This window comes from Pseudoalteromonas sp. T1lg48 (genome assembly GCF_002964785.1).
Classification (GTDB): Bacteria; Pseudomonadota; Gammaproteobacteria; order Enterobacterales; family Alteromonadaceae; genus Pseudoalteromonas.
Window position 1 is genome coordinate 497,758 of record NZ_PQCC01000002.1, and the last position, 21,896, is coordinate 519,653.

Consider the following 21,896-nt stretch of genomic DNA (forward strand, 5'->3'; position numbering starts at 1 on the left):
GCGGCCTTAAGGGAAGTCTATGAATTAGGTGGAAAAAAGTGGATCGAGTGATTAGATACCCTGCTTTCGTTCACTTTTTATTCAAGTTTAACCTTGAAAAGCTCAGGCTATTCGCCCCCTAGAGCGGATAAAAGCTAGGTATTTTGTATTAAAAATTGAGCGTAAAAAAGGCAGAAACCGGCTGTGATTAGCCGCCATTTCTGCCCTCGGAGTGCCTTAATAAGGGACTAGATTGAATTCGGATAATTTTACACATAAAGACGCAAGCAAGTAAAAACCAGACAAGAGAGTGTCGCGCCGGGTAGTTACCAACGCGACATAAATTACCACACGCCTAAGCGAAAAAGCGGCGGTTATGAGGGCGAGTAAAGTCGAGGCTGGGTCCCTTAGGCACCACGCGGGTGGGGTTAATTTGCCCATGGCTAAAATAATAGTGACGCTTAATATGGCTAAAATCGGTGGTTTCGGCCACACCCGGGTACTGATACAGCTCACGCACATATTGAGATAAGTTCGGATAACTCTCTATGGTGCGCAGGTTGCACTTAAAATGGCCGAAGTACACGGCATCAAAGCGGATCAAGGTAGTGAATAAACGCCAGTCTGCCTCGGTGAGCCTGTTGCCCACCAAATAGCGCTGCTTACTCAGGCGCAGCTCCAGATGATCGAGGGCCTTAAACAAATCATCAAAGGCTTGCTCATAGGCTCGCTGCGAGGTGGCAAAACCGGCGCGATACACGCCATTATTGATATTTTCGTAAACAAAGGCGTTGATCTCGTCTATTTCGCTGCGCAACTCACTCGGATAAAAGTCTTGTTCGTCCCCAGTCAGGGCGTTAAACGCCGAGTTAAACATGCGTATGATTTCCGCTGATTCATTGCTGACAATGCGGTTGGTTTGTTTGTCCCACAGCACGGGTACGGTCACCCGACCGCTATAATCGGCTTTATTACGCGTGTAGATCTGGTGCATAAACTCGCTGGCAAACAAAGCGTCGCCGCTACTACCTTCTCCTTGATTGAAGGTCCAACCGTTTGAGAGCATATCCGGGCTGACCACGGACACACCTATGTAGTTCTCCAGGCCCTTAAGTTTGCGAAATATCAGGGTGCGATGGGCCCAGGGGCAAGCCAGAGATACATATAAATGGTAGCGCCCCTTTTGTGCCTTAAACCCCGCATCACCACTTGGGCCCGCTTCACCTTCGGCCGTCACCCAGTTACGCAACTGAGCCGCTTCACGGTTAAATTCACCCTGACTCGATTCGGTGTCATACCATTGATCACGCCATTTACCTTGAACTAATAATCCCATGCTGCTCTCCTATTCGATTGTACCAAAACGACCGGCCTGATAGTCCCGCACCGCTTGCATCAACTCTTCCTGCGTGGTCATCACGAAGGGCCCCATATGGGCTATAGGCTGCTCCAAAGGCTCACCGGCCAGGAGCAAAGCGCCGCCTCCGTGCTCCGAGCTAAGAGCAATGTCACTGCCCGGCTCAAGGATCAAGAGATCACCCGCCTTATATTGGCCCTGCGCCAAGCTGCCCGTATGGATATAGACCATCACCTTAGACTGATGTAACGGTGCCAAATCTAGCCGCCCGCCAGGTTGCAGCTCCACATCGGCCAACGCCGCATCTGCCGCCAGATTATTAAGCGGCGACTCGGCCAGCTGTTCTGCCACTTGCCAACGACCACCAAGCGCTCGCAGACGAGCGCCGGCACCATTTTCAATGACCGGCAAGGGAGCGGAGGTAGAATCCTGGTAGCGAGGCGGACGCATTTTGTCGGCACTCGGCATATTGATCCAAATTTGAAAACCATGCAGGCCCTCACTTTCGGCCAAGGGCATTTCACTGTGTATGACCCCACGACCCGTACTCATCCACTGCACATCGCCGCTGCGAATGGCCTTTTGATTACCCAGGTGATCCCTGTGCTCAAAACCGCCTTTTATCAGATAGGTAAAGGTTTCGATGCCGCGGTGGGGATGCGGCGGAAAGCCACCCATATAATCTTTTCGATCGTCGGATTTAAGCTCGTCCAGCATTAAAAAAGGGTCAAGGTAACGACCATCAAAACCGGCCACGCGGCGAATATTAACGCCGTCACCATCCTGGGTCGGCTGAGCGCGTAAAACATGTAAAACTTTCATTGGGTTTCTCCAAAGTTCTGTTACAGCCAGTTTAGTGTGCGTTTTTGTGAATTGTAATGCGGGAAATCAGCAAGGAAGATGCTAATTTTTAGCATACTGAATCGGATGTCCTCTTACATAAAGGGTAACTACTTGTAACTGCCTCACACCAAGAGACACACAGAGTTAAAATACGTGCCTACATTTGACAATTTGTAACCTAAGTTTGCCTGGTCGCCACTGGTCGTTGACAGCATTAGACCCAAAGGATAATAATCCTCCTGCCTTAAGTGAACGTTCGTTTTGTTATGAGATTAAAAGACGATAATAAAAAGCAAGCCATCTATCGCGCTGCCATGCGAGTCGTCACCGAGCAAGGGCTTGCCGGTGCATCCATGTCGAAAATTGGCCGGGCGGCCGGCGTATCGGCATCAACCTTATATGTTTATTTTGAAAATAAGGAAGACATGCTCAACAAGCTGTATGTGATGCTCAAGGAAGAATCGGCAAATGCCTATTTCGGCGACGTGAATAGCGACACCTCGGTAAAGAGTGTTTTTTGCCAGTACATTCGTAATATGTTTGCTTTTTTTATCGCTAATCCCATTATGTTTTCTTTTCAGGAGCAATTTAAAAATTCGCCCAATATCAGTGCCCAGGCGCGTGCACGGGGCCTAGAGTGCGATGCACCTTTACATGAGCTCTACACCCGGGCCGTAACTGAAGGCTTGGTAGTCAGTTACCCTAAGCCGGTTGTACATGCACTGACCATAGCCCCGATCACCCACCTGATCCAGGCTCACCTGAACCGGGAAATCGAGGTGGACGCACAATTACTCGAGGCGACAGTCGATATGGCATGGCGCGCGGTTAGCCGCTAAATCTCTTTAGAGCCAAATACACAAGCAGGTAATACACACCTGTTTTTTTACACCACTTAAAAGAACGAACGTTCGGTTAATAAAGTTAAGTTATTTACCAAGTCATTGCAAAAGTTTTTAACCGTGGAGACACAGAAGTATGAAGATTCAATATTTAGCACCTATCGCCTTTCTAGCCAGTGGCAGTGCCTTCGCCGATTTAGGTGAGGCGGGTTGGAGTGGCGACGTATCCTTTATAGCCAGTGCGCGCAGCCACAAAAGTAACCTTTATAGCGGTGATGATAAGGTCAAAAACGGCACCTTGAATAGCAAGGGCAACAAAGAAGACGACGTGGTTGCCTTCCCTATTGGTACGGTCAAATACACCTTTGGCGATACCAACAACCAGCAATTCTTTATTAATGGCGAAACCCGTGATGGCGTTCGCACCGGGTTGTTTTCCGTTGCCCTGGGTTACCGCGTGGAGGTGGGCGGGAAATCCACTCTGGCCGTGGCCTTGATCCCCAATGTGATCGCCGATGAAGTCTGGCGTGACCCCTACATGACCGACGAGCGCCGCCACGACACCGATATGGGAGATGATGCGGTACGCATTACCTACAAGAATATTCTCGATACCAACTTCTACGCCCAGCTGACCGGATTTAGCCGTAAGGTTGACGATGAAGATTCAGGCCTCAATAGTTACTCCGCGTTTCAAGACCAGCTCGAACGTGAAGGCAATGGTTACTACCTTGAAGCCGGTTATGTATTTGACCTGGGTCCACAGTCGAATTTCAAACTAGGCGCCAACTATAATGATTTCGATGCCGATGGCGAGGCCATGTCCCTGGACGGTTACGGCGTAGAGCTAACCTACACCACAGTATTCGGTAATCACTCCCTGGCTCTGTCGGCGCGCTACCGCAGTACGGAAAATGATGAATTGAACCCTATTTTCAATCAGGTGCAAGAAGATGATCGATACTCGGCCATAGTGGCGTACAGCTATGACAAAATTGAGGGCTGGGACAACTGGTCGTTTGTAGCCTCTGGAGGTACACGTCGCACCGACTCCAACATTGAGTTCTACGACGAAACCGAAAACTTTGCCGCCATGGGCCTGCGCTACCGTTTTTAAAGCCAAGAGCGATGCACAAGGAAGTGATTTAAAGCGAGCTAGATGCTCGCTTTTTTTATCTTCTTTGCCACCGAGATTTGCCTTTTTAAGCAAAACCTTTGGCCGGGCTCACATTTAGCCATTTTCCTCACTAAACTCATAGTAGGTTGAATAACGGCAAGCTTTTTCGCTTGTGGGTATATTTTTATGGCAAAAATTACATTTCATGGCGCAGCGCAAGAAGTAACGGGCTCCTGCCATTTACTCTCCACACCGGCTCTTGGTGAAGTGTTACTCGATTGCGGCATGCTGCAAGGGATGAGAGCAAAACACAAGGTATCGAGAAAGCAGTTTAACTTTAACCCTGGTCGCATAGATGCCGTGATTTTATCCCACGCCCATTTAGATCATTCAGGTCGCTTACCCTCTTTAGTTCATGATGGCTTTAAAGGTCCCATCTATTGCACCGAAGCAACTTCACAATTACTCCCGGTAATGCTTTTTGACGCCCTGGGCCTGTATGAAAATGATCTGATGCGGGAAAACCGTAAATTAATGCGCAAGGGCAAACCAGAAATTGAGCCCCTGTACTCAAAAGCCGATGTGTTGCAGGTGTTGGATTTACTCAAACCCATTGCCTATAAAGAAAGAAAAAAATTAAGTGAGGGTGCTTCACTGTGCTTCTATGATGCCGGACATATTCTCGGCTCAGCCATTGTGGAACTACAATTTGACGACCAGGGTCAGCATAAAACTCTCGTTTTCTCGGGGGATTTAGGCAACAAGGACACCCTGTTGATGAATGACCCCACCTTGCTTGAGAATGCGGACATAGTTCTTATGGAAGGCACCTATGGCGATCGTGAGCATAAATCGCTGGGTGACACCTTAAGCCAGTTTAGAGAAGTGTTGCACACCGCATTTGAAAATGGTGGTAATGTGATGATCCCCGCCTTCGCCGTTGGCCGTACCCAGGAGCTATTGCTGTATCTGGGTAAATTGCAGATGGCCGGTGAGCTGGATAACTGGCAAATCTTTTTAGATAGTCCCATGGCGATAGAGGTCACACAAATTTACGATCAGTGGCTGCCTACCTTGGATTGTGAAGGGGTTAAACCCTTATGCACGGGGGAGCAAACCCTGTTAAAAAACTTTCTTTCCACCTTGCATTTGATGGTGAGCGCCGAAGACTCCATGTCCATTAATAAGATCAGCAAGGGCGCGCTTATTATTGCCGGCAGCGGCATGTGTACCGGCGGGCGTATTACCCACCACTTTAAGCACCGCATTTGGGACAGTCGCAACACCTTAATTTTTGTCGGTTTTCAGGCTTACGGTACGCTCGGGCGCATACTGGTTGAAGGCGCGCAGCACATTAAACTCTTTGGTGACGATTTTATTGTGAAGGCCAATGTAGAAACCCTGGGCGGTTTTTCGGCCCACGCCGGACAAAGAGAGCTGATTAACTGGGTTGCCAACTTTAAAACCCAGCCCAAAGTGGTGCTGGTGCACGGGGAGCCCGACGCCCTAATGGCATTGTCGGAAAAACTGCTGAATGAACACAATATTGAAGCTGAAATACCCATTTTAGGCCAAAGTATCGAGTTTTAACCGGCTTGAAATGTACGAGACTTTTGCGTGAATCAAAAAGCCGCCTGAATAATCAGGCGGCCATGGAGTTTGTTGAGTCAGCACGTCCGCCTAATCGCAATCTGGAATGACTGTAACTCACATGGCTTCGAGTGGTGGGGGATTTTTCAGTGTGTACCAAGCCATGTACCACTGGTACTCGGGCTTATATGACGTTGTTTGGAAGTTTAGCAAAGCGCTTGAAAGATCAATTGGTTAGTTGAGTTAAATATCAAACAGAAAGTTTCCTTTTATAAAAGATAAATCTGTAGTCTATGTTAGACTCTTTTTTTTTGATTTAGTGTGTAGTTGTAAGGCAATCAATGATTAAGGGTTTAATCTCCTTCAAAAATTTCATCCGAAATTGCTTTATACTGATCGTGTTACTTTTACAAAGCGCCAACGCAGCCGCCAAGTTTTCATCATCGCTTTTCTCTCTCCCGCTTTTTTCTGTTGAAAGCAATAACTTATTACCAAGTAAAGAAATATTAAAACTAGCTCAAGACGAACAAGGATTTATTTGGGTCGGTACTCGCAATGGAGTTTATCGTTTTGATGGTTATCAATACCAACCATTATTGGCAACGAACGATGAAGTAAACCTTACCAACATTCATGTCCGTTCGTTACTCGCCGATGGCGATACACTTTGGATTGGCAGCATGACACGTGGCTTATTTAAAGTAAGTTTAAGCAGTGGGCATGCGCAGCAATACTTCCAAGATAAGCAGAACCAAGAAAATAATGACAAAAGCGTTGGCGGCAATCAGGTCAATGGATTGAAACGAGATAGCAGTGGCAGTTTGTGGATAGCCCACAGCTATGGGCTATCCAAACTCGATATTGAAACTGAAACATTCACCCAATTTAAGTCTCTTGATAACGCCACTGATCGGTATTTTAACTATTTACTTGATGTGGAACTTGATAAGAGTGACGACGTTTGGCTCGCTACAGCCAAAGGGATAGCCAAGTTAAATTTAGCAAAGCAGGGGTTTAATCTAGTAACTGACAAAGCGGGAAATGACTCGGTAATTAATGTCGTCGCAAGACGATTATTTACTGCCAGCGACGGCCGCATATGGGTGGGCACTCAACGGCAGGGCACTTATTTAATCGATCCTGCCAGCGACAAGATCAGCAAACTCGAGAGCTCAGCGGGCAAGACTCCAAGTATTGATACTGGCATTGCTGAATCTAAAGCAATTGATGGTGAGCCACGACAAATATGGATCTCCGGCTACGACGGCATTGAAGTACGCCAGGCCACAACAGGCGAAATATTATATAGGTTTGAAGGTAACTTATTGGATAGTTACGGCCTCAAAAGCAACACTGTTTATCCGATACTGACATCAAAATCAGGCCTGATCTGGCTTGGCGTAAACCAATATGGTCTACAATATTTCGTGCCTGATGTTCAGCAATACCAAGTAGTAAACAGGTTCCACCGCGCGCTTGAGCCGGTCTTTTCTTCCTTTATTCAAAATGTGATTAAGGTTAATGTCCAATCCATTTTGGTGCTGAATGCAGATAAGCCCTACCGCGTTAATTTAGCAACGGGTAATGTCAGCCCGTTTTTTACCACGCCGGAATATATCAACACTTCTGTAGTGGGTGGTGTAGTCAATGATGATGGTACTTTTTGGCTGGGCAGCACAAATGGCAGCATAATCAAAACAGATGCCGATGGTAAGGTGCTCTTAGAGCTTACCTTGCCACTGACTAAAAATCAGGGCGTCTTCGTTTATACCTTGGTCAAAGGCCTTAACAACGAGTTATGGATAGGCACAGATCGCGGCTTAGTTAAACTTGATTTAACCACTAACCAACTGTCCCCCGCCTTAGCCGATGGCAAGCCTTTCATTGCGTTTGTCCGCTCACTGTATGTCGATACACAAAACAGGATTTGGGCCGGCACGATTAATGGTGTTGGCGTGATAGAAAGCGGTGAGCTCAATGCAACCATCTACACCGAGCAGCGCCATACCAACAATACCTTAACCAACAATTATATTGTTCAAGTAACAGAGTTGGCTGATGGAAGCTTGATTGTTTACACACGTGGTGGGCTATTTAAGCTCATTTCAGAAACCAAAAATGAAAAGCTATTTGAGCCGTTTGCGGCTGAGTTATTTACTGGTGCAGTGCTTGAAGAAGGCATATTACCAACGCATGACGGTGGTTTGCTCATTGGCGCCGGCAAGAAAGTAACAGCGAATGGGGAGCAGGTGTTAGCTTTAACAGCTAAAGATGGCAATATAGTCAATGGCAGAAGCAAAGCATTTTTTGCCTTAAATAATGATTATTATCTTTATGCCACCTCACATGCCATTACCTTATTTAACAATCAGTTAAAAGCAAATTGGCACTACCAAGCGCCGTTGGCCATCACCTCACTACACATTGATGATGCTGCGTTCAACCTTAACCCCAACACACCTAAGCTCAACTTAACGGCCGAGAATACCGAACTCACCTTACGTATTTCTGCACTTGATTATTCTCAGCCAGAGAAAAACCAATATCGCTATCAACTAATCGGCTTTGATGAGAAATGGCACACTACCCCTTGGGACGTTCGGCAGATCCGCTACACAGGGTTGGCTCCAGGTCAGTATCAACTCAATATTCAAGGCTCTAACAGAAATGGTATGTGGACTGAGCCATCGACAAGCATTGCAGTTACCGTGCAGCCAAAGTTTTATCAAACCTTAGTGTTTAAATCCTTGTTGGTATTGTCAGTGTTGGTATTAGCTTATTGGCTGTTTCGCTGGCAGTTAGCACTGGCCAAACGCAAACAGTGGCAAAAGTTAGAACAAACACAAGCGATAGAACGCGCTGAAATGATGTCTGAATTGATGAATCAGAAAAATCAGTTACTTGCTGAGGTTAGCCATGACTTACGCACCCCCATTTCAATGATCAAATTGCAATTAGAGGCAATGCAAGACGGCATGCTAGCACCGGATGAAAAATCCTATGAGCGGATGCAAAAACGGATCACCAATTTAAACCAGTTAGTGGGCGATATTTACCAACTATCCATGGCTGACAACCATATGCTCCGTTTAGATAAACAGCCCTGCGATATTGCTTGCCTATTGAGTGAAGCCCTTGATGCTTACCAGCCGCTATTAGAACAAAAACAACTGAGTTTAATATTCGATAATCAACTTCCAGAACACAGCGTTTATCTGCTGATGCTTGATGGTGCTCGGATGTTACAAGTGTTTAGCAACCTACTGAAAAACTCTGGTCGTTATACCGACAACGGCGGACAGGTCAAAGTAACGATTAGCGACGACAAAAACAAAGCAAGGCACATTCAGATCACGTTTGAAGACAGCGCCCCAGCCGTGGATCTTGATGAATTAACTCACTTATTTGATCGTCTCTATCGAGCCCCATCCAATAAATCAAAAAGCGCTGACGGCTCTGGCTTAGGTTTATGGATCTGTCGCACCATTGTTGAATCACATCAAGGAGAAATCGACGCTCAGCTCTCGACCTTAGGTGGTATTGCCGTTAATATCTCATTGCCTGTTTCTGTTTTTAGTTCAAAGTGATATGTCCCATACCATCGTTATTGTTGAAGATGATGCAGAAATTGCTGAAATTGTCACCCTGTATCTGCAAGCTGATGGATTTACGGTGAAACACTTTGACGATGGCGCCAGTGTTGCCGATTGGATTAAGACACATTCCCCCGCTCTGTTATTGCTAGATTTAGATTTACCTACAGTCCAAGGCAGTACTGTTTGTAAGCAAGTTAGGGAGTTTTCTACTTTACCAATCATCATGACCACGGCAAAGGTTGACGAAGTAGATCGACTTATTGGCTTGGAAATTGGCGCTGATGACTATGTGTGTAAGCCTTATTCAGTCAAGGAATTGGTCGCTCGGGTAAAAGTAAACTTACGCCGCATAGCATTCTCACAACAACCCAATGCCACAACGACTACACAAATAGCTGTTGATGAGGATACCCTTAGGGTTTGCTATCAGCTGCATTGTGTACAATTAAGCGCCATTGAATTTCGAATACTTCAATTACTGTATGCTCAACCCGAGCGTGTTTATAATCGTCAGCAAATTTTGGACAACGTCTATCACGATTATCGTGATGTTTCAGATCGCACGGTGGATAGCCATATTCGTAATGTGCGTAAAAAACTGTCACAATTACCGATAGGCTTTGAACTTATTCAATCAATTTACGGCGCAGGTTATAAATATCAACCAATGCCAATTTAACTCTTTCCTCAGCCTGATAAAAAATGTCTAAATACTTAAGCCCAGTCTACGCAAACTAAAATACCTACCTAAGCCCTAGTGCCAGCCTTCTCCAGTATTTAGCGATGAGATGCGGCAATCCACTCTCCTACCTCATGCTCACAGCTCACAGCTCACAGCTCACACACTCACAATGATTAGGCTTTGGGTTGCCACCAGCCTACATGATGAGCTTTTTAACAGCCCTGTTAACTGAACAAACACATTTATGTAAGGTGATGCAGAGTTTCAAGAGTGTGAGCTGATTAAAGTTCATCGATTTCCCCTAATAGCACCTTACTATCGTGCGCACTCATTATCCCCAACACATTAAGGAGTCATTTTTGCACATTCACTGCATATTTGTTTTTTAGAATTGGAAAAGGTTTTTAGAGCCATTTTAAAAGACATTGATTTGGGGACTCACTTATGGGCATACACAGTGTTCATCAGCATGTTTTAACTCGGATAAAACAATTCATTGCGATAACCTCGCTTACTCTACCCTGTTTATTGCTATCTACTGCTCACGCTGCCAGCGTCGATAAGGGCAGCATTGGCACACTAAGTAGTGATAACGCGATTACTAACAATCTAACCTTGAGTGGTGATACCACCATAATCACTCAAGCAATAAATCCACAAGCCTCTGGTTTTATTAGCAATGACGGTGGTGAACAGTGGCGTTTTTCAACGACCGACGGTTCATATTTAGACAATGTAGGTGGTTATTATATTCGCTTTGACGGTGCACCTGCGTTAATGGGGATCCCAGCCGAAACCGGCACGCTCACAGTGGGCGCTGGCAATATTATTAACGATGTTTGGACTAATCGTATTTTTAGCCGCCCAGTCGTCTTTGTTGCCTTTGCAGACCCAAATCTGAATAAAGGCGTCAGTATCGTGCCCACAGCACCAATTACGCACGGCAATCAGTTCTTATTTGATATTCGCCAAGCGCCGGGGTTTTCTGCTGACTTGCAAGGCGCCACCTTAAAATACTTTATTGCTGAAGAAGGCTGGCATCGCCTAGCTGATGGCCGCATGTTACTGATTTCCAGTACTGAATTAAAAGATACCGGTTTTACGGGGGCCACGATTGAATTAGGCGCTACGTTCTCCGATGCCGTCACGGTCGCACAGCTTCAACGCCCGATGTTGTATAAAAACAGTTTCGGCTTTCGCCAACTTAACACCATTGAAGTCTATCAAGGCGCCACAGTGACCAGCGGTATTGGCGAAATTTCCAGTATCGGTTTGCGCATGATGCAAGCGAGAAGTGTCGAAGAAGACAATGGTAGTACCGTGTATGGTGGTCGTGTTGGTTTTATGGTGCTCGGAAATATCAGCAGCATTGCTAATCGCTTTAAAACCGTCCGAGATACTAATACTAATATTCGCGGCGGTAGTTACTTAACGGTGCCGCAAACAAACTTTCAGTATTATCAGCATAGTGCGGCAACCTCACCATTATTAAATAAAGCCGCTTGCGCAGAAGATGATGATGTACAAAACTTTTGTACTTACTTATCTGTGCCAGTTGATGCGTTTAGTCGGGGCATATTTGACACCCCACGACTGCCATACGTAAACAGCGATTTTGAGCCACTGCAAATGCAGCGCACGCTTTACTCTGAAATTGAAGGCAGCTGGGAAGGCACTGCTGAAGCCGAATTGGCTGCGCCTGTTACCGATGGTGACAATAAACCTATCGTCGGTACCTTAGCCAAAATGTTCCCTAATTTTGTCGCTGCCAGAGGCTGGGATCATGAAATTATCGGCAGTAATAGCTATTGGCACTGGTTTGCCACCTACCATTACAACACTTGTGTGTTTGATAGTATGAATACCGCATGCGTTGACTACTTACCTGGCGACACTATTGTTCAGGATAGAGCCATCTTATGGCAAGCCAGTACCGTACGTTACGATACCGACGATGACGAGTATATCGGCATACATCATTCGGCAAATCGAGCGCAGGAAATTTTTATTAACCTTGATCAAGGTCGAAATGATCGTGGTCTCTACTTTGAGAGGTTGACACCGCCGAGTTGGGCCGCCAGTGAAACCTTCGATTACTTAAAATTTAAACTGCCAGATACGAACAAGTTTATTAGCCTTACAAGCATTAACGATAGCAGCAAAGAGCTGCTTGAAATAGCAGCAGAACCCTGGCAATTAGCCTTTACCAGAACCAATGCCACCGCCTCTGAACGTTGGTGTTCTACCTGCGAAGGCATTCCGACTTTTCAAACAGGTGATTGGCGAACAAGTGAATCGAGCTATTATGGTGTCGCTGTGCATTCAGATGCCTATTACTACGGCGAACGCCACATCAACGATATCTGGATAAAGCCCCGGGTAAGTAAACTGGGCCAGAGTATGCGGGTTGGTGATTATTTGTTTGCCAATATTCCTTATGGCATCAATCCACAAGATGTATATTGGATTCGATCGGTAACGGGAACCAGAGATGATGCAGAGTGGATTGCCTATGGAGACTATGGCTACCAGGCTACAATGGCCGAGGGCAATCATTACGTCACCCTGTGTATGTACTATAACGAAACCGAGCGCTGCGGCGATTGGTTCAAAGTAGGCAATATTCCTTATGCGGAAAATGTGGCTGTAACCACCATTTCTCCAACGGGCGTCGATTTGGTAGGCAATTATACTTATATAGCGCCCGGTGACGGCAATTACGATGTGGAGTCTCGAAGTCCTCATCAATGGCAAAAGCTAGTTAACGGCGTTTGGCTGGATATCAGCGGCGCAACAGAACAAACTTATGTGGCAAGTGGCTCAGTAGGCTTGCACGTGCGTTTTTGTGTTATTCCACGTTCGCTAGACGGTATAACGGGCCCTGAAGTTTGTTCGGCAGGGGTCGTTATTTATGGCGATAATGACTCGGATGGCATTGCCGATCACTGGGACAGTGACGATGATAATGACGGAGTTTTCGACTGGTATGATGACTTCCCATTTGATAATACCGAGTCACTTGATACCGATGGTGACGGCATTGGTAATAACGCTGATTTAGATGATGACAATGATGGCATCAGCGATGAAGACGAAAGCGCCGGTTTAACCGATCCGTTAAATTACGATACCGATGGTGACGGCACCAACGATCTAGAAGATCCCTTCCCAACCAGCTTTGGCAATTTCCCTGATTTTGATAATGACGGACTTGACGATACCGTCGACGAAGACCGAGACAACGATGGCGTCATTGATTATTACTATCAGGTAGAAGGTAAACCCGGCCTGCAAACACTGATCACTGAAGATGATGTTGTTTTAGCGTGGGCGCGAGTCGATGATGATCCATTTAGCCCATGTCTTGCTAATGAAATTACCGTAACCAGCAATGCAGATAGTGGCCCTGGGACGTTACGTCAAGCGTTAGCCGATTTATGTGCCACTGAACCAGGCGCTGATTTCAATACCATTACCTTTAGCGGTGCGATGACCATCGCGCTTAAGAGTCCGCTGGTAATCACGAAGGGGATGAAAATTGATGGCAATCGTGAGGTGGTGATTGATGGTCAAAATACCACATCACTTTTCGCAGTGGTGATGACCGATCACTTGATGAGCAGTCAGTTTCCACACTTTGTGGGCTTAACCTTGCGTAATGGTTTTAATCAACAAACGGATATTTCAGTAGAGCTTGGCAACCCTGCTGCCCTTACTCCCGCCAGTGCTATCGAAATGCGCACTGCGTCCTATGTGATGCTCGATTTCACCTTGATTGAAAATATGACGGCTCCCGTTATTGGTGGTGAAATTTATAAGCTGTATATGGATAACAGCTTGATTGCCAATGTAACGGGTGATGAAGCGGCATTGGTGACTATCGATGGTCTAATTTCGCTGTATTCGAGCACGATTTATAACAGCGAAAGCGGCACCATTTCAGTACTAGGTGATGGTGGTAAGGCACAGTTGCAAAACAGCTTACTGTTAAATGGCCCAAGCGGTTCTACCGTGTGTGATGTCGCCACTTGGGAAATGCAGACCACCAGCTGGGTGGAAGGCAGCGAGTGTGGCTTCACCTCGACAGGTACCGTGGTGTTAGCAGATCCAGCAAATGGCGATTATCGCCCAATTCCAGGCAGTGCCAGTATTGATATGGGCACCCCGGGCGACGAGGGCGTAGATACCTTCGATTTACTTGGCGCTGAGCGAGTGTTAGGGGAATATAACCCTGATAACCCTGTTGAAGAAGGCGGTCCTATCTATCCACAGCTGGATGTGGGTGCCATTGAATATGACTTTTATGGTGACTTTGACGGTGATGGCACGCCAGATACCAACGATGACTTCCCAACCGACGCGACTGAAACCACAGATAGCGACGGTGATGGCGTGGGCGACAATAGTGACGCACTACCCAATGATCCAACCGAAACATTAGATACCGATCTTGATGGTATCGGTGACAACGCCGACAATGACGACGACAATGATGGTGTTGAGGACGCACTGGATGCCTTCCCTCTAGATGCCAGTGAGTCAATTGATACCGACAACGACGGTATCGGTAACAACGCTGACACCGACGACGATAATGACGGTGTGGAAGACGCCTTGGATGCCTTCCCATTGGATACCAGTGAATCAAAGGACACCGATAACGACGGTATCGGCAACAACGCAGATACTGACGACGATAACGACGGCGTGGAAGATACCTCTGATGCCTTCCCATTAGATGCCAACGAATCACTGGACACCGACAACGACGGCATCGGCAACAACGCTGACTCTGACGATGACAATGATGGTGTGGAAGATGCTTCTGATGCCTTCCCATTAGATGCCAGCGAATCACTGGATACCGACAACGACGGCATCGGCAACAACGCTGACTCTGACGATGACAATGATGGTGTGGAAGATGCTTCTGATGCGTTCCCTCTAGATGCCAGCGAATCACTGGATACCGACAACGACGGCATCGGCAACAACGCTGACTCTGACGACGATAATGACGGTGTTGAAGACTCATCTGATGCCTTCCCATTAGATGCCAGTGAATGGGCCGACAGCGATGGTGATGGCATCGGTGACAACAGCGACCCGGATCGCGATGGTGACGGTATTATCGATACCCAAGAGCCGAATGTTGCGCCTGTTGTTACCTTAGTAGTAGTGCAAAATAATCAATCTGTTTCAAAAGTTTACGCTAATGCGGGCAGCGTGACAGTGACGGCACTGGTTTTCGATGAAAATCCACTCGATAGTCATCACTTTAATTGGGCAAATTCTGACAGTATGCTCAGCATCACAGCGCAAACTAACACGATTGAATTTGATCCATCGGCACTAGAGAACGGCGTGTATAAAATATCGGTAGATGTTTCAGACAATGGCGTTGGTGAATTACAAACTTCAGCCGACTTCTTAATCAAAGTGAATGCTGTCGCTCCTATTCTCTTACCGGGTGCAGACAGTGACGGTGACGGAATTCCTGATGTAGATGAAGGTTACGCTGATAATGACGGAGACCGTATACCGGACTACCTGGATGCCTCCGACAAAGTAAACGAACTGCCACTTATTAGCAGCGGGGTTTTCATGCAAACGCAAGAAGGTCTGCAGTTAAAATTAGGTGATGTGGCTTTCGCAGCTGATAAAACCAATGCGCAAATAACATCTCAAGAACTGACAGAAGTGACTGGTTCAAACAAAGATACTGGCTTTGAGATTGTCGGTCAGTTAGTTGATTTTATTATCTCAGGTATGGAAATAGGCACTAGCGTAAACGTCGTGATCCCTCAATCCTCTGCGATTCCAGCAAATGCCACTTATCGTAAATTTATTGATGGTAAAGGATGGCAAGCCTTTGCTATTGATGCCAAAAACCAAGTTTACTCGGCGGCAGGCGCACTTGGTCAATGCCCCAAGGTGGGTGATGAAAGCTATCAACTAGGGCTAACTGAGGGTCATTATTGTGTGCAACTAACTATCGAAGATGGTGGAGCAAACGATGCTGATGGGCTAGCCAACGGTATCATCCATGACCCAAGTGCTGTCGCGGTCGAAATACCAACGCCAACTGTAAGCGCCTCACTGAATCGCTCTGAAGCAGGCAATTACAATCAAGATGATGGTGAAAAAACGGTTCTGAATTTCTCTATCACAAGCGATTCTGGCGATGCAGAAATCAACAGTTTGACGCTATCTACAAGCGGAGATATGGATGAAGTTAATGATATTGGCTTTGTACAAATCTACCTAGATGTTAACCGAGATGGTATTGCCACTGCGGAAGAACAAGTCGGCCAGGGCAAATTTAACGAAGATAACGGACAACTAACCTTTGAGTTTGAGCAGGCTGTGCAGTTAGTTGTTGGCGAAACCCACTTTATTGTTAGCTATGAGTTTTAGGAGAGGATAATGACAAAAGTAAGTAAACTATTAACTCTTTCTTTAGTATTAATATCAGCCCCCCTGGTTGGCTGTGGTGATAACTCTAAAGATGATGAAGCAGTCACTGAAATTACACCACCTGTAACTAAAACTTTTACGGTAAGTGTAACTGACATACAAGCAACTCAGACAAGTACAGGTAAAGCCATTACAGTGGATATTGACAGCGTATCACAAACAGGCACGCTCACAGTTCAATAATAGACGATCTAGCCACAGCTCTTTTGGGCTGTGGCTAAGCAATCGTATCTTCAGTAAATTAGTTTGATAAAGTTCGAAATTATAAATCGAAGCCACACGCCGTTAAGATTGGACATTAATCTTAAGGAAATCAAACTGCCCGCGACAACACAACCAGCCTATAAAGCCATCAAAATAACTTTATTAAGCTTTTAGCGATAGATATTGCGATGCAATGAGCGTTTACGATGTAAACCACTATTATCACAGGATACATGGAAGTTCGGTGTAATGAAGAAGGATTTTAGAAAACCGCTTGATCTACATAAGCAAATCAAGCGGTTACTAAAATTGATGAGTCAGCCTGTAAGCCGGGTTCTGTCGTGGATAATCATTCGTCTAGACCTTGGATCGCTCCAAGGTTCAAGCAACCTACCCGGTTCCGATGTGGGCCACACCATAAGGAACCCTATTTGGTCTTGCTCCGGGTGGAGTTTACCCTGCTGCCAACTGTTACCAGCGGCCCGGTGCGCTCTTACCGCACCCTTTCACCCTTACCGGTCCCGAAGGACTTAGGCGGTCTTCTCTCTGCTGCACTTGTCGTAGGCTTGCGCCCCCCAGCCGTTAGCTGGCACCCTGCCCTGTGGAGCCCGGACTTTCCTCCCCCTGATCATTTTCGTCACAGGCAGCGATTATCTAGCCGACTCGGGCGCTATTATACCTATTTACACCTAACTAGCCAGCGCCATTACGCAGCTAAATGCTTCGGACATTCGCCCTTGAGCGACAACGGCGTAAAACAACAGAACTACTGCTGTTCCAACATACTTTTATATAATGCGTTTTTCTTTAAACCGAAGTAATCGGCGGCGACGGCGCAGGCCTTTTTGAGTGGCATATCCGCCTTTAACAGCTCAATAAGACGAATAGCCTCGGGATCGATCGTGGTTTTGTCCGCCACCTTTCCCGGCAGCATAAGAACAATCTCCCCTTTTTGACGAGCCGGATCTTCTTCAAGAAACGCGAGCAGCTCCACCACGGTGCCGCTAAAAAAGGTTTCAAAACTTTTAGTCAGTTCCTTTGCCAAAACAACCTGTTGCTGCTCGCCCAAGGCTTGCTGTAAATCATCAAGGCTGGCCATGATCCTGTGCGTGCTTTCATACATTATGCTAGTGATGCCGCTTTCATGAGCCTGTACATAGAACTCTTGGCGGGCCTTACTTTTGGCCGGCAGAAAGCCAACGAACTGGAATTTATCCGTGGGTAACCCCGAGCAACTAACCGCGGCAATGGCGGCACAGGCTCCGGGAACGGGCGTTACCCGAGCACCACTGGCGCGACACAGGCTCACCAGCGCATAACCCGGGTCACTGATAAGCGGTGTGCCAGCATCACTGACCAGAGCGACATTGAGCCCTTCTTCCAACCATTGCAGAACTTGTTGCGCTTTTTGCTTTTCATTATGGTCGTGCAGGGCCATGGTGCGCTTGCTGATCCCCAAGTGCGATAACAGCTTAGCGGTATGGCGGGTGTCTTCAGCCGCGATTAAGTCGACCTCGGCTAGGGTTTTGATAGCACGCTGGCTGATATCATCTAAATTTCCTATGGGCGTCGCGACAATATATAAGGTGCCGGCGTTTGTGTGGGGATGATCGGTTGAAATATCCGCATTGGACATTGAGCTCTCCTGCATCAGTCAGTAAGATAAGCGAATCACACTATGGCCAATTGGAACACAAAGACTGTGCGACTCAAATCGATTGCTGGTTTAGTGCTATTGTCGGGCTTATCAGCCTGCAGCACAACACAAAAGCCCCAAGAAAATGTAAATCCCGCTACAAATATCAGCGCTCCGGCACAGCCCGAAGTGTTGTCGGCACAGCAGCTCTATGCACAGGCGCTAGAATTGAATGGTGACCAGCAAAGATTTAAACTGGTGGCGGCACAGAATCAAGCCCTTGCCGAGCAAGACTGGCAAACCTTACAAAGCGTTAGCGACACCTTGCTGAAGAAGCATCCGCGCTGGCATGTGCAGGCCTTGTTAATTCGCGCCTATGCGCAAATAAAATTAGGCAACCCAAATAACGCCTTACGCGACTCCGCCTCGGTTCAATCCCAACTAAGTACCCCGGAACACTTTTACTGGCATCAATTAGTACAGGGCGCCACCTATGCCCATATGCGCTTAGACAATCAGGCCGTCCCTTTTTTATTGCGCGCTTCGGAAACCGCCGACCGCTATGAGCTTGATGATGCCGAGGTTAATCCGCTACTTTGGCAAAGCTTGCAAGGGCTTACCACGGAGCAACTGCAAAGCTTCAATAATGGCTCCAGCATTCAACAAGGCTGGATACAACTGGCCCTAATCAAACAGCTTTATCTTGGCCAACCGGTAGAATTACATAGCGCCTCCAATAATTGGCAGCGTCGTAATCCTGATCACCCGGCCAGCTTTGCTCTCAATGAGAAAGTCGCCCAGTTAATGCAAGTCGAGCCCTATAAGGTGGCTAACCTGGGTGTTTTCCTTCCCCTGAGCGGTGGTAACCGTACCCTGGGTGAAGCCGTTAAAAATGGAGTGATTGCCGCGCTGGACAAGCACCAGTTTAACGATGTGTATTTTATTGATGCCAACCTTAGCAACGAAGACATTCAAGCGGCCATCATCGCCAATAATATCGACTTTGCCATAGGCCCGCTATTAAAGGGCAATATCAATCGCTTTGAGCAGCAAGCGCTTCTCGAAGGCATCCCCAGCATCTACTTAAACCGCAGTGATTACCTGCGCCAGTCATCGCAACACTTTTATTTTGCTCTTGCACCCGAGCACGAGCTCGACCAAGCCCTCCAGCACTTTATGGCCCAAGGCTTTAAAAAGCCGCTTATTTTGGCCAGCAATGACCGCTCGGGTACTCGCTTAAGTGAATATTTCAGCAATCAATGGCTGCGCTATAACGAGCAAGCCCCCCTGGTTGGCTTGTTTGATAACAACAAAGAAATGGAACAGGCGATCACCGACATTCTCGAGGTGGGACAAAGCAAAGCGCGCATCGAGTTAATTGAAAGCCTGTTTAAACAAGCGGTGGAAAGCGAAACCCGCTCACGCCGCGATATCGACGTGATTTACCTGCTCGCCGACGCCACACAGACTCGCTTGTTAAAACCCTTTTTGGACGTCAATGTCAGCACTTTTGTCGAGCGTATCCCCTTATATGCCAGCTCAAAAAGTCATAGCACGCAAATCGATACTACCGACAAACGCGATTTAAACGGCTTATACTTTACCGAGCTTCCCTGGATGCTGCCAACGACCGGTGTAAATAATATGGCCACTCGTGAGCTAAAAGAAACGGTTCAAGGTCTGTGGCCTAATCAGGCCGACATAGAGCATCGCCTGTTTGCCATGGGCTATGATGCTATAACAGTGATCCCAGAGCTGCGTCAGTTAAGCATGCTACCGGGCAAAAGCCTACCCGGATTAACAGGACAATTAAGCGTTAACAGCGATGGCGAGGTGGTACGTCACCTGGCATGGGCACATTATCAGTCGCGGCAAATAGCCCCGGTGAACCTTAAACATATCAGCCCAACACCGCTATTGAGGCAGCAGCCGCAAGAGGAAACAAGCGATGTTTTGGCAACCGAAGGAATGGCGCAATAGCAGGGCAAAAGGACAGCATTACGAGCTTCTGGCCCAGGACTATCTAGAAAAACAAGGTCTAACGCCGGTCTCTCGTAATTATAATTGTCGTTACGGCGAATTAGACCTGATCATGAAAGAAGGGTTAACCTGGGTGTTTGTCGAGGTTAAGTTTCGCCGTAAACAAGAGTTTGGTGGCGTACTCTATGCTTTAACGGAGCGCAAACAACAGCGGCTACGACGCACCATTGCCCATTATGTACAAAAGCATGACCTGGCGCACTGTATACTCCGTGCCGACTATGTGGCTATTGAAGGCCAGTCGGTACCCCAATTTCACTGGATAAAAAACGTATTATAAATGCAGGAACAAATTAAAGAGCTTTTTACCGAAAGCATCCAAGCGCAAATAGCCGCCGGAGAAGTGTTACCCGGGGTACTTGAATCGGCGTCTCTGAGCATTGCCCAGGCACTGATCAATGGCAATAAACTGCTTTGTTGTGGTGCTTCCAGCTGCCATATGTTGAGCGATCATTTTGCCGCCTTGCTGGTTAACTTTTTTGAAACCGAACGCCCATGCCTACCGGCCATTTCCTTATCGCCACATGCATTAAACCTAAGCCCGCAGCCTAGCGCTACACGCAGCCGGGATATTTTTGCGCGGCAAATAAGAGCACTGGGTGAGCAAGGTGACCTGCTTCTGGTGCTAGCCATCAATGGTAATGAGAAAGCGGTGATCAGTGCCGTCGAAGCAGCACTAACCAAGGATATGACGGTGATAGCCCTCGTTGGAGACGACGGCGGCGAATTAGCCGGGTTACTAAGCGCCAATGACGTGGAAATTCGCATTCCCGCCAAGCGCCCAAGCCGTATTTTAGAATCACACCTTGTCAATCTGCACTGTCTTAGTGAACTCGTTGACATGACGCTGTTTCCTCAGGGAGAAAACTAAATGAATAATAAAAACCTTGTCGCCGTGTTAGTCGGTAGCTTATTACTGCAAGGCTGTGCCGCCGCCGTGGTCGCCGGTACCGCTGGTGCGGTGACCGCCGCCAATGATCGCCGCACCATAGGCAGTCAGATCGACGATAACAATATCGAGATTAAAGCCACCTTGGCTATAAAAGAACGCATAGGTCAACGGGACGACGCCAATGTAACCGTGGTCAGCTATAACGGTATCGTCTTGCTACTTGGTCAGGTGCCCAACGATCAAATGAAGTCACAGGCACAAAGTGCCGCCGAGAGCGCCGATGGTTTGCGTCGCCTGCATAATCAGTTGCGCCTGGGTTCGCCGACGAGTATCAGCACACAAAGTCACGATACCTGGCTTACCTCCAAAGTAAAAACCCAGTTATTGGCGGCCGATGATGTCAGCGGTAACAATATTAAGGTGGTTACTGAAAATGCCGAGGTCTTCTTAATGGGCCTAGTCAGCAAGGCAGAAGCCGAACGCGCGGTGCAAATTGCTCGCAACATTTCCGGCGTTGAGCGCGTTATCAAGGTGTTCGAATACATCTAATAGCCCTCAGAATATTCGCAATAAAAAAGGCCACTTTTGTAAAGTGGCCTTTTTAATGACTAACACTGAATAGCAGGCATAAAAAAGCCACT

General features: G+C 47.1%; 14 protein-coding genes and 1 other RNA gene. 11 read left to right on the forward strand and 4 right to left on the reverse strand.

From position 1 onward, the window contains the following. Positions 1-334: 334 nt before the first annotated feature. Entirely contained in the window at positions 335-1,315 is a 981-nt protein-coding gene (locus C2M29_RS04125; protein WP_105188520.1) for a glutathione S-transferase family protein, read from the reverse strand. A 9-nt stretch (positions 1,316-1,324) separates the two neighbouring features. After that, positions 1,325-2,158, reverse strand: a complete 834-nt coding sequence (locus tag C2M29_RS04130) for a pirin family protein (RefSeq protein ID WP_105188521.1) — start codon at positions 2,156-2,158, stop codon at positions 1,325-1,327. A 287-nt stretch (positions 2,159-2,445) separates the two neighbouring features. Here C2M29_RS04130 and C2M29_RS04135 point away from each other — a divergent pair, with 287 nt between their 5' ends. The 7 genes from C2M29_RS04135 (at position 2,446) to C2M29_RS04165 (ending at position 16,666) form a co-directional block, all read left to right on the forward strand. Then, positions 2,446-3,018 (forward strand): TetR/AcrR family transcriptional regulator, encoded by a 573-nt coding sequence (locus tag C2M29_RS04135; RefSeq protein ID WP_105188522.1) that lies wholly within the window; start codon positions 2,446-2,448, stop codon positions 3,016-3,018. Positions 3,019-3,157: 139 nt separating this feature from the next. Continuing rightward, positions 3,158-4,138 carry a DUF2860 family protein gene (locus tag C2M29_RS04140; RefSeq protein ID WP_105188523.1) on the forward strand — a complete coding sequence of 327 codons (981 nt, stop codon included), beginning with the start codon at positions 3,158-3,160 and terminating at the stop codon, positions 4,136-4,138. Positions 4,139-4,324: 186 nt separating this feature from the next. After that, on the forward strand, positions 4,325-5,728 hold the full coding sequence (locus C2M29_RS04145) for an MBL fold metallo-hydrolase RNA specificity domain-containing protein (protein ID WP_105188524.1): 1,404 nt from the start codon (positions 4,325-4,327) through the stop codon (positions 5,726-5,728). A 341-nt stretch (positions 5,729-6,069) separates the two neighbouring features. Beyond that, positions 6,070-9,315 (forward strand): ATP-binding protein, encoded by a 3,246-nt coding sequence (locus C2M29_RS04150; RefSeq protein ID WP_105188525.1) that lies wholly within the window; start codon positions 6,070-6,072, stop codon positions 9,313-9,315. A 1-nt stretch (position 9,316) separates the two neighbouring features. Further along, positions 9,317-10,003, forward strand: a complete 687-nt coding sequence (locus tag C2M29_RS04155; RefSeq protein ID WP_105188526.1) for a response regulator — start codon at positions 9,317-9,319, stop codon at positions 10,001-10,003. Positions 10,004-10,450: 447 nt separating this feature from the next. Further along, a complete protein-coding gene (locus C2M29_RS16680) occupies positions 10,451-16,423 on the forward strand; it encodes a choice-of-anchor U domain-containing protein (protein ID WP_233998345.1) in 5,973 nt (1,990 codons plus the stop codon). A gap of 9 nt (positions 16,424-16,432) precedes the next feature. Next, positions 16,433-16,666: a hypothetical protein gene (locus tag C2M29_RS04165; RefSeq protein WP_105188527.1), complete on the forward strand. Its 234-nt coding sequence runs from the start codon at positions 16,433-16,435 to the stop codon at positions 16,664-16,666. A 330-nt stretch (positions 16,667-16,996) separates the two neighbouring features. Here the strand turns inward: C2M29_RS04165 and rnpB are convergent. Both rnpB and rsmI read right to left on the reverse strand, forming a co-directional pair. Further along, an RNA gene (gene rnpB / locus C2M29_RS04170) (RNase P RNA component class A) lies at positions 16,997-17,353 on the reverse strand. Positions 17,354-17,453: 100 nt separating this feature from the next. Then, positions 17,454-18,323 (reverse strand): 16S rRNA (cytidine(1402)-2'-O)-methyltransferase, encoded by an 870-nt coding sequence (rsmI, locus tag C2M29_RS04175; RefSeq protein ID WP_105188528.1) that lies wholly within the window; start codon positions 18,321-18,323, stop codon positions 17,454-17,456. 66 nt (positions 18,324-18,389) lie between these two features. Between rsmI and C2M29_RS04180 the strand changes: the two genes are divergently transcribed. From C2M29_RS04180 to dolP, 4 genes are read left to right on the forward strand one after another with little or no spacing between them, the layout of a single operon-like run. After that, positions 18,390-20,303, forward strand: coding sequence for a penicillin-binding protein activator (locus C2M29_RS04180; protein ID WP_158684642.1), 1,914 nt, complete (start codon positions 18,390-18,392; stop codon positions 20,301-20,303). Then, a complete protein-coding gene (locus tag C2M29_RS04185) occupies positions 20,272-20,643 on the forward strand; it encodes a YraN family protein (protein ID WP_105188530.1) in 372 nt (123 codons plus the stop codon). The genes C2M29_RS04180 and C2M29_RS04185 overlap by 32 nt, the downstream gene beginning before the upstream one ends. Then, the gene (locus C2M29_RS04190; protein WP_105188531.1) at positions 20,644-21,234 is read left to right on the forward strand and encodes an SIS domain-containing protein; all 591 of its coding nucleotides are present in this window, start codon (positions 20,644-20,646) and stop codon (positions 21,232-21,234) included. Further along, positions 21,235-21,804 (forward strand): division/outer membrane stress-associated lipid-binding lipoprotein, encoded by a 570-nt coding sequence (gene dolP, locus C2M29_RS04195; RefSeq protein ID WP_105188532.1) that lies wholly within the window; start codon positions 21,235-21,237, stop codon positions 21,802-21,804. Positions 21,805-21,896 lie beyond the last annotated feature (92 nt).

Bases quoted from the DNA above. Each gene is read 5' to 3' on its own strand.
- C2M29_RS04125 (WP_105188520.1), bottom strand. From the start codon at position 1,315: ATGGGATTATTAGTTCAAGGTAAATGGCGTGATCAATGGTATGACACC.
- C2M29_RS04130 (WP_105188521.1), bottom strand. From the start codon at position 2,158: ATGAAAGTTTTACATGTTTTACGCGCTCAGCCGACCCAGGATGGTGAC.
- C2M29_RS04135 (WP_105188522.1), top strand. From the start codon at position 2,446: ATGAGATTAAAAGACGATAATAAAAAGCAAGCCATCTATCGCGCTGCC.
- C2M29_RS04140 (WP_105188523.1), top strand. From the start codon at position 3,158: ATGAAGATTCAATATTTAGCACCTATCGCCTTTCTAGCCAGTGGCAGT.
- C2M29_RS04145 (WP_105188524.1), top strand. From the start codon at position 4,325: ATGGCAAAAATTACATTTCATGGCGCAGCGCAAGAAGTAACGGGCTCC.
- C2M29_RS04150 (WP_105188525.1), top strand. From the start codon at position 6,070: ATGATTAAGGGTTTAATCTCCTTCAAAAATTTCATCCGAAATTGCTTT.
- C2M29_RS04155 (WP_105188526.1), top strand. From the start codon at position 9,317: ATGTCCCATACCATCGTTATTGTTGAAGATGATGCAGAAATTGCTGAA.
- C2M29_RS16680 (WP_233998345.1), top strand. From the start codon at position 10,451: ATGGGCATACACAGTGTTCATCAGCATGTTTTAACTCGGATAAAACAA.
- C2M29_RS04165 (WP_105188527.1), top strand. From the start codon at position 16,433: ATGACAAAAGTAAGTAAACTATTAACTCTTTCTTTAGTATTAATATCA.
- rsmI (WP_105188528.1), bottom strand. From the start codon at position 18,323: ATGTCCAATGCGGATATTTCAACCGATCATCCCCACACAAACGCCGGC.
- C2M29_RS04185 (WP_105188530.1), top strand. From the start codon at position 20,272: ATGTTTTGGCAACCGAAGGAATGGCGCAATAGCAGGGCAAAAGGACAG.
- C2M29_RS04190 (WP_105188531.1), top strand. From the start codon at position 20,644: ATGCAGGAACAAATTAAAGAGCTTTTTACCGAAAGCATCCAAGCGCAA.
- dolP (WP_105188532.1), top strand. From the start codon at position 21,235: ATGAATAATAAAAACCTTGTCGCCGTGTTAGTCGGTAGCTTATTACTG.